Here is a 13,649-nt window from a genome sequence, read left to right as displayed (position 1 = left end):
GCCGTCGGGTCCGGTGGACTGATCTACCGGTGGCCGTCGCCGTCGGTCCGGTGGTCTGCGCCGGTCTGGCGGCCCATGGCGGCCCCGGGAATCTGCCGGGCGGTCTCGGTGGTCTGCGGTACGCCGAACCTGACCTGCCGCCACCGGCTGCGCGCCACGGCGAACAGCACGGCGCCGCCCAGGGCCCACACCCCGGCGACCACGAGGGCCGCCCAGCCCTGGTCGATCACGTTCGCCAGCCCCCACCACGCGGCGTACGACAGGAACAGCACCACCATGAATCCGGCCAGGGCGGCGCCGCCGAACATGCCGGCGGCCTTTCCGGTCGTCTTCGCCTCCTGGCGTACCTCCGCCTTGGCGAGCTTGACCTCCTGCCGGACCAGCATCGACATGTCGCGGGTGACGTCGCTGAGCAATTCGCCGATCGACTGCTGGGACCGGTCGACCGGGGCTTCCATCCGACCCCGCGACACCGCGCTCAACGCGACCCCCCGGGCATCTGCCGCGCCCCGGAAGGCGGCTGGGTCCGACCGTCGCCGCTGGAACCGTCGCCATCGCCCGAGCCGGTGCCGTCGCCTGAACCGGTGCCGTCGCCTGAACCGGTGCCGTCGCCTGAACCGGTGCCGTCGCCTGAACCGGTGCCGTCGCTGGCGGCCAGGTTTCTGGTGAGCCGGCCGGCCAGCATCCCGGCCACCGCCGCGCCGGCCAGGAACACGCCGGGACTACGGCGGGCGAAGTCACGGACCTCCTCCAGTACCGCCCCGGGCTGTCGCTGGTCGAGCCAGTCGGCCACCCGATGGGCCTGGTCCGCGGCCTGCCGGGTCAGGTCACCGGCCATCCCCGGCTGCTGGTCCCGACTCGACATCGACGCCAGCTCGTCACCGAGCGTGCGCAGCCGCGCGGCGGCCCGCTTCTGCTGCGCGTCAGCCTGCTCCATCAGTTGTGCGGAGGTCCGGTCCATCAGGTTGTGCGCCTGCCGGCGGGTTTCGGCGATGGTCTCCTTACCCTGGCCGACCGCGTTATGGGTTACGTCGCGACCCGCCTGGGTCGCGTTCCGGGCGACCTGAGTTGTCTGCTCCCGAGTCGCCTGTACCTTCTGCTGCCCGGTCGACCGTTCCGCGCTCTGCGGTTGACTCATCTGGCTGCCTTCCTGTCACCTGTCACCTGTCACACCAACGCGACCCTTGACTGGGCGGCGCGTACCCGCTGGTGTCCCCGGCATACCTGCCGGTGGTGACAGTTCGGTCCAGGCTCAGCGTTTCGCGGCCGGGCCGCGCAGGGTTCAGCGTTTCGCGGCCAGGCCGCGCAGGAACCTGTCGGCGATGGGTACGGCGCTGGTGGTGCTCGATCCGCCCTGCTCCACGAAGACCGCGAAGGCGATGTCGCCCTGCCAGCCGACGAACCAGGCGTGCGTGTGTGCCGGGTTGTTGTCGTACTCGGCGGTTCCGGTCTTGCCGTACACCGGCTCGCCCGGGACCTTGGCCAGCGCGGTGGCCGTACCGGCGGTCACGACCTCGCGCATCATCGCCCGCAGCGGCTCGACCGAGCCGGGCTTGAGCTGCGGTCCGGGCGACGCCGTCGAGGGCGTCGGGTCGACCAGGACCGGCTGCCGCCACTGCCCCCGGGCGACGGCCGCGGTGGCGGCGGCCATGGCCAACGGGCTGACCAGCGTGGTGCCCTGACCGATGGTCGCGGCGGCCCGTTCCACCGCCGGGCCGCCGGTGGAGATCTTCCCGGTGTACGCCTCGACGCCGACCCGCCAGTCGCCCTCGAGCCCGAGGGTGCGTCCCGCGGCGGCCAGCCCGTCGGCGCCGAGCTTGGACGCGAGCGCGGCGAACGCCGTGTTGCAGGACTTGGCGAAGTCGGTCCGGAACGGCACCTGACCCAGCTCGAAGAAGTCCGAGTTCTTGAACGGTCGACCCTCGACCTCGTACGTCTTCGGGCAGTCCACCGGCGTGTCGGCCCGTACGGCGTCGGCGTCCAGCAGGCCGAGCGCGCTGACCATCTTGAAGGTGGACCCGGGCGGCACCTGCGCGGTGAAGGCGAGGTTCTCGCCGGCGGCGCCGGGACCGTTCGCGGCGGCCAGGATGGAACCGTCACTGATCCGCATGGCCACCAGGGCGGTGCGGTGCCTGGGGTCGGTGCCGAGCGCGGTGTCCGCGGCGATCTGGGTCGAGGTGTCCAGGTGGGTCCTGAGCGGGTCACCGGCCCGCGGTTCCTGGCGGAACACCTCGGTCACCGGCCGGACCGAACCCTCCGGATCCGTCCGCATGATCTGCACGCTCGCCCCGGGCGTGCCCCGCAACTGCTTGTCGTACGCGCCCTCGATGCCGCCGTGACCCACCCGGTCGCCCCGGCCGTAGGTGGCGGGGTCCGCGTCGATGTCCTGCTTCTGCACGTCGTCCACGGAGCCGATCAGGGCCCGGCCGAATTCGCGGCTCGGCGCGAGGTCCCGCTGCTCGGTCCGGAAGACCGTTCCGGCCAGGGGCTGGATGCGGGACCGGATCTGCTCGTAGGCGTCCTTGCGCAGGGTGACCACCTCGACCCGGCTGCCGGGTTTGCCGGCCCGGATCCGCTCCGGCAGGTCGCCGAGGTCGATGGCGGGGGTGATCGGCGGCCGGATGGCCCGGAACGCCCCGTCGAGCTTCCTGACCAGGTCGTCGACGTTCGTCACCTGGCCGGGATCCACCCCGACCAGGACCACCGGCCGGGCGGTCACGATCGGTTGGCCGGCCGCGTCCAGCACCGCCGCGCGGGCGGCCGGCTGCCGGCTCACGGCCAGTTGGTCGCCCTTGGTGAGTTCCGCCTGGAGGACCTTGGGCTCCCAGATGATCTGCCAGGCGTCGTCGGCGCCCTTGCGGGCCCGCACGGTCGTCGGGTACGTCCAGCGGGCGCCACCGGGCAACGTCCAGTCCACCTCGACCGTGCTGGTGGCGAGGCCCTCCGTCTCGGTGGTCCGGCCCTGCCGGTGCAGCGCCGGGACGGTGCCGGCCAGATCGCCGGAAAGCTGCTTGAGTTCGGCCGCCACGTCCCGGGCCGGCAGTTTCCGCCCGGTCGGGTCGATGAAGGCCAGCCGGTCCAGGGTGCCGTCCCGCCAGGCGGCGAGGAAGGTGTCCACCGCCTTCTCCGGTCCGTTCCCGCTGCCGCACCCGGTCGCGGAACCCACCAGCAGGGTCAGGCCGGCCAGCCCCGCCAGCAGCCGCCGGAGGATCGGGCGGCGGGAACGGATCGGGTACGACGGGGGCATCGGGTCACCTCTTCGGGCAGACGGCACTTCTCCCGGCGCATCTGGCGGATTTCGGCTGGATGTGGCGGGTCTGCTGCCGGACATGGCCGGCCGTGCCGACGGTAGTACGGAGCGGCTACCCGGTCCGTCCCTGACCGCGTGGGCAGGATCACAACACGGCGAGGGGCAGGTGTGATGTCGGGTTCAGTCGGGGTACTCAGCGCGTGGCCTTCAGCGGCTCGACAGGCGACTCGACAGGCGGTTCGACAGGCGACTCGGCAGGCGATCGGTCACGAATTCGGGGCGCCACGCCCGCCCCGGGCCACCCGGTTGAGGCGGGACCGGGCAGGCATAGGCTGGGCCGCGAGTGACCCACATCGCCGTGGGTCGAGGGGAGTGGCACGCATGGACCGGCGTCCGGCGACGAAACCGGGACCCGATCTTCGAAGGGTTGAGGCGGATCCGGAAGACAGCTTCGACACGGCGACCGACAGCGACGCGGTGACCGTGACCGGCACGAGTTCCCGACTGGACAACAGGGTCTCGGGGGTGTCCGGGGCGAGCGTCGACACGCTGTACGACCTGGGGCTGCCGCCGGGCGCGCTGGCCGACGACGTCGAGGACTCCGACCTCGACGAACCGGTTCCCAACGCGGAACGGCTGGTCGCCCAGGCCGTGGCGTTGGCCGGCGAGGATCAGGACGCGGCCACCCTGGTGGACCGGTTCTGGCGGTTCGCACCCGACGAGGAGCTGATCGGGTTCACCCCGCAGGAGATGCTGGACGCCGCCCGGGAGCACCGGGACCTCGCCGAACAGCGCGTACCGGGCGAGCTGAAACTGCGCATCCACGAACCCGCCCCGGAGCAGCAGCACACGGTCGTCGAGATCGTCACCGACGACATGCCGTTCCTGGTCGACTCGGTGACCGCCCTGCTCACGGCGCAGCACCTGGACGTGCACATGCTGGTGCATCCGCTGGTCGTGGTGCGCCGCGAACCGCTCGGCAAGCTCACCGAGGTGGCCGCGGACGTGGAGCCCGACGACGCGATCGACGGCGACATCGTCGAGAGCTGGATGCGGGTGGAGATCGACCCGATCCGCGACGCGACGGCCCGGGAACGGTTGCGCCGCGAGATGCAACGGGTGCTGACCGACGTTCGGGAGGCCGTCGAGGACTGGCCGAAGATGCGACAGCGGGCGCTGTCCCTGGCCGACGACCTCGCCGCGGCGCGTACCTCGGACTCCCGGCCGCCGGTGCCGGAGAAGGACATCACCGACTCGGTCGAACTGCTGCGCTGGCTGGCCCACGAACACTTCACCTTCCTGGGCTACCGCGAGTACCGCCTGGTCGAGGTCCCGGCGAATGCGGGGGGTGGACCGCCGAGTCCCGACGCCGCGAGCGAAGCCGGGACCGGCACCGGGGAGCGGGCCCTGGAGGCGGTGCTCGGCACCGGCCTGGGCATCCTGCGGCAGGATTCGACGCAGCCACGGTCGCTGTCCTCGCTGCCCCCGGAGGCGCACGAGAAGGTGCTGGAGAAGCGCCTGCTCATCATCACCAAGGCCAACTCCCGGGCCACCGTGCACCGATCGGCCTATCTGGACTACATCGGCTTCAAGATATTCAACGACGCCGGCGAGGTGGTCGGGGAGCGACGGTTCCTCGGCCTGTTCTCCACGGCGGCCTACCGGACCAGCGTCCGGGAACTGCCCGTGGTCCGCCGCAAGGTGGCCGAGGTGCTGGAACGCTCCGGGCTGAGCCCGCGCAGCCACTCCGGCAAGGACCTGTTGCAGATCCTGGAGACCTACCCCCGGGACGAGCTGTTCCAGATCAAGACCGACGACCTCTACCACGCGGTCATCGGCGTGCTGCGGATGGCGGGCCGCCGCCAGCTGCGGGTGTTCCTGCGCCGGGACGGCTACGGCCGGTTCATCTCCTGCCTGATCTACCTGCCCCGGGACCGGTTCACCACCCAGAACCGGCTGCGGATGCAGGAGATCCTGCTGCGCCGGCTGAACGGGGTCGGTGTCGACTACACCACCCGGGTCACCGAGTCCATGCTGGCCCGGGTCCACTTCATCGTCCGGACCGATCCGGGCAACCCGCCGGGCGAGGTCGACGCCGACAACCTGGCCGAGGAACTGGCCGACGCCACCCGGTTGTGGGACGACGACTACCGGCTGGTGTTGGAGCGCAAGCTCGGCGACGAGCAGGCCAAGCACCTGTTCATCCGGTACGCCGACGCGTTCCCCGAGGGCTACAAGGACGGGCACACGCCGTACGAGGCGATGAAGGACCTGGCCAAGCTGGAGCTGCTGGAGGAACCGGGCCAGCTTGAGATGCACCTGTTCCGCAAGCAGCACGTGGACCGGCCGGACGCGATGGACGTCCGGTTCAAGGTCTACCGGTACGGCGAGCCGATGATCCTGTCGGCGGTCCTGCCGGTGCTGCACTCCCTCGGCGTACGGGTGGTCGACGAACACCCGTACCAGGTGGACCGGATCGACGGGCGGATCTGGCTGTACGACTTCGGCCTGCAACTGCCCGACGGCGCCCGGGACCTCGTCGAGGTGCGCCCGAACATGGAGAACGCCTTCTCCGCCACCTGGCGAGGCGAGGCGGAGATCGACGGTTTCAACGAACTGGTGCTGCGCGCCGGGCTGACCTGGCGCCAGGTGGTGGTGCTGCGGGCGTACGCGAAGTACCTGCGGCAGGCCGGGACGGTGTTCTCCCAGGAGTACATGGAGTCCACCTTCATCGCCTATCCCGAGCTGGCCGGGTTGCTGGTGCAGCTGTTCGAGACGCGGTTCTCGCCCGCCGTCGACCTGGACGACGCCGACCGGGAGCAGCGCAGCCGGGAGCTGGCGGAGCGGATCACCGAGCAGCTCGACGAGGTGGCGAGCCTGGACCAGGACCGGATCCTGCGCTCGTACCTGACGCTGATCCGGGCCACCCTGCGGACCAGCATCTACCAGCGCCGGGCCGACGGGCGGCCGAAGCCGTACGTGGCCTTCAAGCTGGACCCGCAGGCGATACCGGAGCTGCCGGCGCCCCGGCCCAAGTACGAGATCTTCGTCTACTCGCCCCGCTTCGAGGGCGTACACCTGCGGTTCGGGTCGGTGGCCCGCGGCGGGCTGCGCTGGTCGGACCGGCGGGAGGACTTCCGCACCGAGGTGCTGGGCCTGGTCAAGGCGCAGATGGTGAAGAACGCCGTGATCGTGCCGGTGGGCGCCAAGGGTGGCTTCGTGCTGAAGCAGAAGCCGGGCGACCGGGACGAGGCGGTGGTCTGCTACCAGGAGTTCGTCTCGGCGCTGCTGGACGTCACCGACAACATCTCCGGTGGCCGGATCGTCCCGCCGGCCGACGTGGTGCGGCACGACGGCGACGACCCGTACCTGGTGGTGGCGGCCGACAAGGGCACGGCGAGCTTCTCCGACATCGCCAACGAGATCTCCACCTCGAAGGACTTCTGGCTGGGTGACGCCTTCGCCTCCGGTGGCTCCGCCGGCTACGACCACAAGAAGATGGGCATCACCGCCCGGGGCGCGTGGGAGTCGGTCAAGCGGCACTTCCGGGACATGGGCGTGGACACCCAGAGCGAGGAGTTCACGGTCGTCGGCGTCGGTGACATGTCCGGCGACGTGTTCGGCAACGGGATGCTGCTGTCCGAGCACATCCGGCTGGTGGCCGCCTTCGACCACCGGCACATCTTCCTGGACCCGACCCCGGACGCGGCCAGCTCGTACGCCGAGCGCCGCCGGTTGTTCGACCTGCCGCGCTCGTCGTGGGCCGACTACAACGCCGAACTGATCTCCGAAGGCGGTGGCATCTTCCCGCGTACGGTGAAGTCGGTGCCGATCTCACCGCAGGTGCGGACGGCGCTCGGCCTCGACGACGACGTGGAACTGATGTCCCCGCCGGAGCTGATGAAGGCGATCCTCACGGCACCGGTCGACCTGTTCTGGAACGGCGGCATCGGCACCTACGTCAAGGCGTCCACCCAGTCCAACGCCGAGGTCGGCGACAAGTCCAACGACGCGATCCGGGTGGACGGCAAGAACCTGCGGTGCAAGGTGGCCGGTGAGGGCGGCAACCTGGGCTTCACCCAGGTCGGCCGGATCGAGTACGCCACCAACGGGGGCCGGATCTACACCGACTTCATCGACAACGCGGCCGGGGTGGACTGCTCGGACCACGAGGTCAACATCAAGATCCTGCTGCACGACGCGCTCGCCGAGGGCGAACTGGCGCTGCCACAGCGGGACGAGCTGCTGGCCCAGATGACCGACGAGGTCGCTGAGCTGGTGCTGCGGGACAACTACGACCAGGCCCGGGCGCTGGGCATGGCCCAGGCCCAGGCCGCGTCGCTGCTGCCGGTACACCGGCGCATGATCGTCGACCTCGAACGGTCCGGCCAGCTCAACCGCGAACTGGAGGCACTGCCGCCGGACGACGAGCTGGCGGCCCGCACCGACTCCGGGCTCACCCCGCCCGAGTTCGCCGTGCTGCTGTCGTACGTCAAGATCAGCCTGGAGCGGGAGATCCTCAGCGACGGGATCGCGGACGAGGAGTGGACGGCCGGGGTGCTGGCCAACTACTTCCCGACCCCGCTGCGCGAGCGGTACGCCGGCCTGATGGCCGGACACCGGCTGCGCCGGGAGATCGTCACCACGGTGCTGGTCAACGAGGCGGTCAACCGGGGCGGCATCTCGTTCATCTACCGGGTGATGGAGGAGACCGCGGCCACCGCGGCCGACGTGATCCGGGCGTACATGGTGGTCCGGGACGTGTTCGGGCTGGACCGGGTGTGGGCGCAGATCGAGGAGCTGGACAACCGGGTCCCGACCGACGTGCAGACCGCCGTCTACCTGGACACCCGGCGGCTGCTCGACCGGGCCGTCCGCTGGCTGGTCACCAACCGGCGTTCCCCGCTGGACGTACCCGGCGAGACCGCCCGGCTGCGCGACGGCGTGGCCCGGCTGCTGCCGCAACTGCACGACCTGTTCTACGGCAGCGAGCAGGAGGCGCTGGGCGACTACATCAAGACGCTGGTCGGCAAGGGACTGCCGCCCGAACTGGCCGACCGGGTCACCCGGCTGATGTACAGCTTCGGCCTGCTCGACGTGGTGGAGACGGCGGCGACCACCGGCCGGGAGGTGGAGGAGGTCGCGTCGGTCTACTTCGTGCTCTCCGACCGGTTCCGGGTCGACGCGCTGCTGTCGAAGATCTCCCTGCTGCCCCGCGAGGACCGGTGGCAGACGCTCGCCCGGATGGCGCTGCGGTACGACCTGTACGCCGCCCTCGCGGCGCTGACCGCCGAGGTGCTCGGATCCACGCCGGACGCGGCCGACCCGGACGAGCGGGTACACGCCTGGGAGCAGTCCAACCGGGTGTCGATCGGCCGGGCTCGCAAGGCGATGGGCGACTTCGACGAGTCCCGGGCCGACCTGGCGGCCCTCTCCGTGCTGCTGCGTCAGATCCGTACCCTGGTCCGCACCTCGTCGGCCAGCTGAGCTTGGAAGGCTGAGAGGAAGGGCCCCTTGTTATCGCTTTTCGTATAGCAAGGGGCCCTTCTTAACGCCCGGTACCCACCGAGCCAGCCCAGCCAGCCGAGCCAGCCCAGCCGGCCGAGCCAGCCCAGCCGGCCGAGCCGGCCGAGCCGGCCCAGCCGGCCCAGCCGGCTCAGCGGGCCGAGACGGCGGTGGCGAACGCGACGATGTTGTTCTGGTAGTTGCGGGTCTTGCTGTCGAACGTGCCCCCGCAGGTGACCAGGCGCAGGCTGGCCCGGTCCGACGGCGCGTAGACCAGGTCGGTGGGAAAGGACTTCTTCGGGTACGACCCGACCGCGTCCACCCTGAAGGTGACCACCTTCCGGTCCGAGCGGGTGACCTTGACGAGGTCGCCCGGCCGGAGCGAGCCCAGCTTGTAGAAGACGGCCGGACCGATCTGCCGGGTGTCGACGTGTCCCACGATGACCGCGGTGCCGACCTCGCCGGGGCTGGCGCCCAACCGGTACCACCCGGCCTTTCTCGGCTGGGTCTTCACGTCGGGCACCTGGACGGTGTTGTCCTTGTTGACCCCGAGCGACAGCAGGTCGGTGTCCACGCCGATGCGTGGAATGGTGAGCCGGGTGGGCACCGAACGGGCGAGCGCCACCCCGACCGTACGGCCCGACCCCGTGCTCGCCCTGGGCGCTGCGCCGACCTCGGCGGGGGCGAGCTGAGCCGCCGGCTGCGGCGGCGTCACGAGGGCGACCGTGAACGCTGCGGCGAGCATTCCGGCGCCGGCGACGAACATCAGGGCGAGGATCGCGCCGAGGGCGATGCCGGCGGTGCGCCGCGGTGATCCGCGGCGACCGCCGGTCGCCCGCCTCGCAGTATCAGGCGATCGTGCCATCGGTCCGACGCCGCCGAAGCAGGGCCACACCCGTGATGGCAGCGGCGGCGAGCGCCCCCGCTCCACCGGTGGCCAGCCCCTTGTTCACCATGGCGCCGCCGTCACCACCGTCGACCGAGCCTGCCGGTGCCACGATCAGCTTCCCCTCGCCGCAGCTCCCGTGCAGCTCGTAGACCCCGGGTCGAGCGGTCGGGCTGATCCGGTACTCGGTGAGGTAGACGGAGTGGCCCTCTTCGCCGCGCGACTCCGCACCGTACGACTCCTCGTCGCGCGGGTCGGTGCCGTGCGACTCCTCGCCACGGGCCTCTTCGCTGGACTCGTCACCACCAAGCTGGTCCTTGCCGGGCTTGTGCTCGCTCCGCGGGTCGGTCCCGGGCGACTCCTCGCCGCGAGGGGCGGCGCTGGGCGACTCCTCGCTGCCGGGGTCGGTGCCGGGCGACTCCTCGTCGCGCGGAGCCGTGCTGTGCGACTCTTCGTCGCGCGGAGCCGTGCTGTGCGACTCTTCGGCGCGCGGGTCTCCGCCGGGCTTGTGCTCGCCGCGCGGGTCGGTGCCGTGCGACTCGCCGCCATCGGCGAGCAGGCCACCACCATGCCCGGACTCCGGCCCGGCACTCGGTGAACCGCCACCGGGGGCACCGCCACCCGGAGCGCCGCCACCGGGGGCGCTGTGACCGGCAGCGTCGGCGTCCGGTGCACCGCCCGGAGCACCGCCACCGGGGGCCCCGGACGGCTCACCCATCCGATGGCCGATGGACGATGCCGGGCGCAGCAGCAGTGAACCGGTGAGTTCGGACCACACACGTGGCTCCTGCTGCGGCGTCGAGCAGACCTCCCCGATGGTCACCCGCTCACCCGGCTTGGCGATCCTGGGGTCGGTGAACACGTGGCCTGACGTCGAGTGATCCTGTGTCGGCCCGCCGTCGGCGAGCGCGATGCCCGGAGCACCGACCAGCAGGCTGGCGCCACCGAGGGCGGCACCAGCGACGATCTTGCCGAGGAACTTCTTGGCCATGACTCCTGGTCACTTCCTTCCGCTTCTTCCTTCTGTCCCGACGGAAGTCGGGCACAAGACCGAAGCTAACTTGTTTGCGAGCTTTTATCGTGTTTATGGGTGTTCATCGTTTTAGTCACCGCTGCGGTGCTTGCCGTGCTACCCACCCGGCCGAGCCGATTCGGCCTTGTCGCCGGGAAGCGGCCGGGTCACGGGAAAAACAGCCGGTGCGACGGGAAGCGACCCGGCCGCGGAGAAGGGACCCCACCGCGGCGAAGCGACCCCGCCACGGAGAAGCGACCCCGGCACGGAAAACCGGCCGAACCGTGGAAAACCGGCCCGAGCGCCGGGAAGCGACCGCGTCGGGAGGAAGCCACCGGGCCGTACCCGTCCCGGCCTTGCCGGCCCGGTACGGGTCGGTCTGGGTGCCGGTTCACCCGGTCGGGGTGTCCTGCCTCGGCACGACGGGCGCCGTGGGGTGGCACCCCCGGATCGAGCCGGCTCCGGCACCGGGCGGCCCGGCACCGAGCGGCCCGGCACCGGGCGGCCAGCGACCAGGGAAGCCCTCCCGGTGTGGGGATCCGACCCGGGATGGCCGCTGTCGTGGCTGGTCAGGTGGGTTCCGGGCCGAGCGTGGCCGGAAAGATCGACCAGGGCCACTGAGCGAGGTAACCTGTAGCCTGTTACCGGCCGGAAACCTGCCATCGGGGTACGGCTGGTTACGCCACGGTTTCGGGAGCGGTCACTTCGGGCGCACAAAATAGGCGGACGTCGTTGTCATGGAAGCGCTCCCATGCAAGAATTCGAGCAGCCCCCCGGGCTTCCGGGGGGTGGGCACAATCGACGCTGAGGGCAGTCGGTGAAAACCGACCGGCGTCGTTCGACGGACCACCGGCGGCCGCCGGCGCGTCCAGCACGCCCGTCCGGGCCGGGCGAGACAGATCCCCCTAGCGGCACCGACGGTCCGACCCCCTTCGGACCGACAAAACGAGTCGCCGTGCCGGGCTTCGGCCCGGGCTGCCCAAGGAGATTCTTAGAAATGGACGCTTGGAACAGGCTCACCGGTCGGCGCAAGGGCGCCGTACTGGCGAGTGTCGGCGCACTGGTCGCCGGCGGCATGGTGGCCCTACCGGCCACCATGGCGCAGGCTGCGACCGGGTGCGACGTCCAATACACCACTAGCGAGTGGCCCAGCGGTTTCACGGCCAACATCACGATCAAGAACCTCGGTGACGCGGTCAGCAGCTGGAACCTGAAGTGGACCTTCGGCAACTCCGGCCAGAAGGTTCAGAACGGTTGGTCGGCGACCTTCACCCAGAGCGGGCAGCAGGTGACCGCGGCGAGCCTGGGGTACAACGGTTCGCTCGGCACCGGCGCCTCGACCACGATCGGGTTCAACGGCGCCTGGAGCGGCAGCAACCCGAAGCCGACGTCGTTCACCCTCAACGGGGTCACCTGCACCGGCACCACCGGCCCGACCGGTGGTCCGACCAGCAGCCCGACCGGTGGTCCGACCAGCAGCCCCACGGGCGGTCCGACCAGCAGCCCGACGGGCGGTCCGACCAGCAGCCCCACGGGTGGTCCGACGGGTAACCCCACGGGTGGTCCCAAGGTGGACAACCCGTACGCCGGGGTGAAGGGCTACGTGAACCCCGAGTGGAAGGCCAAGGCCGAGTCGGTCTCCGGCGGTAACCGGGTCTCCAACAACCCCACCGCCGTCTGGCTGGACCGCATCGCGGCCATCGAAGGCACCCCGGACAGCAGCTCCAACGGCTCCATGGGCGTTCGGGCCCACCTGGACGCCGCGCTCGCTCAGGGCGCCGGCTACATCCAGTTCGTCGTCTACGACCTGCCCGGCCGGGACTGCTCGGCGCTGTCCTCGAACGGTGAGCTGGGTCCGGACGAGCTGCCCCGGTACAAGTCCGAGTACATCGACGCGATCGCCGCGATCCAGGCCGACGCGAAGTACAAGAGCCTGCGCATCGTCAACATCATCGAGATCGACTCGCTGCCCAACATCGTCACCAACACCTCGGGGCAGCCGGGCGGCACGGCGATGTGTGACACGGTGAAGGCGAACGGCGCGTACGTGAACGGCGTCGGCTACGCCCTGGCCAAGCTCGGTGCGATCAGCAACGTGTACAACTACATCGACGCCGCGCACCACGGCTGGATCGGCTGGGACAGCAACTTCGGCCCGGTCGCCGACATCCTGAAGACGGCGGCCACGGCCTCCGGCAGCACCGTGAACAACGTCACCGGGTTCATCACCGACACGGCGAACTACTCCGCGCTGCAGGAGCCGTACGTCAAGATCACCGACTCGGTGAACGGGCAGACCGTCCGGCAGTCCAAGTGGATCGACTGGAACCAGTACGTGGACGAGCTGTCGTTCGCCCAGGCGTTCCGGCAGAAGCTGGTCTCGGTCGGCTTCCCGTCCAACATCGGCATGCTGATCGACACCTCGCGTAACGGCTGGGGTGGCGCCAACCGGCCCACGGGCCCCGGCCCGACCACGAGCGTGGACGCCTACGTCAACGGTGGCCGGATCGACCGCCGGTACCACGCCGGTAACTGGTGCAACCAGGACGGTGCTGGCCTCGGCGAGCGTCCCAAGGCCGCGCCCGAGTCGGGCATCGACGCCTACGTCTGGGTCAAGCCCCCGGGTGAGTCCGACGGCTCGAGCTCGCTCATCCCGAACGACGAGGGCAAGGGCTTCGACCGGATGTGCGACCCGACGTACACCGGTAACGCCCGCAACGGCAACAACATGAGCGGCGCCCTGCCCAACGCTCCCATCTCGGGTGCCTGGTTCCCGGCGCAGTTCACGCAGCTCATGCAGAACGCGTACCCGCCGCTCTCCTGAGCCGCACAGGTCCGTCGGGCGCCGGTCTCCGGCGCGGCGCCCGACGGACAAGGGGCGGGGACGCCGGTGTGGTTCGGCCCCCTCCTCCCTCCCTCGGAAACCCCAGGACCCCCCCCCTCCCCCTGTCCCCCCCCCTCCCCCCCCCCCCCCCCTCCGCCCCCCCCCAACCCTC

The 13,649-nt window shown here is 70.8% G+C and carries 7 protein-coding genes; 2 read left to right on the top strand and 5 right to left on the bottom strand.

The window, feature by feature from the left end; translation table 11 throughout:
* Positions 1-23: 23 nt before the first annotated feature.
* The 3 genes from ACXN5W_RS12830 to ACXN5W_RS12820 all read right to left on the bottom strand — a co-directional run bounded on the left by ACXN5W_RS12830 (position 24) and on the right by ACXN5W_RS12820 (position 3,247).
* Positions 24-458 carry a phage holin family protein gene (locus ACXN5W_RS12830; protein WP_473158458.1) on the bottom strand — a complete coding sequence of 145 codons (435 nt, stop codon included), beginning with the start codon at positions 456-458 and terminating at the stop codon, positions 24-26.
* Positions 459-478: 20 nt separating this feature from the next.
* On the bottom strand, positions 479-1,138 hold the full coding sequence (locus ACXN5W_RS12825) for a hypothetical protein (RefSeq protein WP_473158457.1): 660 nt from the start codon (positions 1,136-1,138) through the stop codon (positions 479-481).
* 144 nt (positions 1,139-1,282) lie between these two features.
* Positions 1,283-3,247, bottom strand: a complete 1,965-nt coding sequence (locus ACXN5W_RS12820) for a penicillin-binding transpeptidase domain-containing protein (RefSeq protein WP_473158456.1) — start codon at positions 3,245-3,247, stop codon at positions 1,283-1,285.
* A gap of 552 nt (positions 3,248-3,799) precedes the next feature.
* Between ACXN5W_RS12820 and ACXN5W_RS12815 the strand changes: the two genes are divergently transcribed.
* Positions 3,800-8,737 (top strand): NAD-glutamate dehydrogenase, encoded by a 4,938-nt coding sequence (locus ACXN5W_RS12815; RefSeq protein ID WP_473158526.1) that lies wholly within the window; start codon positions 3,800-3,802, stop codon positions 8,735-8,737.
* Positions 8,738-8,906: 169 nt separating this feature from the next.
* On the opposite strand, the gene ACXN5W_RS12810 is transcribed toward ACXN5W_RS12815, so the two are convergent.
* Together ACXN5W_RS12810 and ACXN5W_RS12805 are read right to left on the bottom strand one after the other, a co-directional pair.
* Positions 8,907-9,620, bottom strand: a complete 714-nt coding sequence (locus tag ACXN5W_RS12810; RefSeq protein WP_473158455.1) for a class F sortase — start codon at positions 9,618-9,620, stop codon at positions 8,907-8,909.
* Positions 9,604-10,632 carry a hypothetical protein gene (locus tag ACXN5W_RS12805; RefSeq protein WP_473158454.1) on the bottom strand — a complete coding sequence of 343 codons (1,029 nt, stop codon included), beginning with the start codon at positions 10,630-10,632 and terminating at the stop codon, positions 9,604-9,606. Before ACXN5W_RS12805 ends, ACXN5W_RS12810 begins: the two co-directional genes overlap by 17 nt.
* Positions 10,633-11,650: 1,018 nt before the next feature.
* On the opposite strand from ACXN5W_RS12805, the gene ACXN5W_RS12800 reads away from it, so the two are divergent.
* The gene (locus ACXN5W_RS12800) at positions 11,651-13,477 is read left to right on the top strand and encodes a glycoside hydrolase family 6 protein (protein WP_473158453.1); all 1,827 of its coding nucleotides are present in this window, start codon (positions 11,651-11,653) and stop codon (positions 13,475-13,477) included.
* Positions 13,478-13,649: the final 172 nt, after the last annotated feature.

This window comes from Plantactinospora sp. A48 (genome assembly GCF_055793945.1).
Note: the sequence above shows the minus strand (reverse complement) of the source record. Positions and strands in the feature narration are given on the sequence as shown.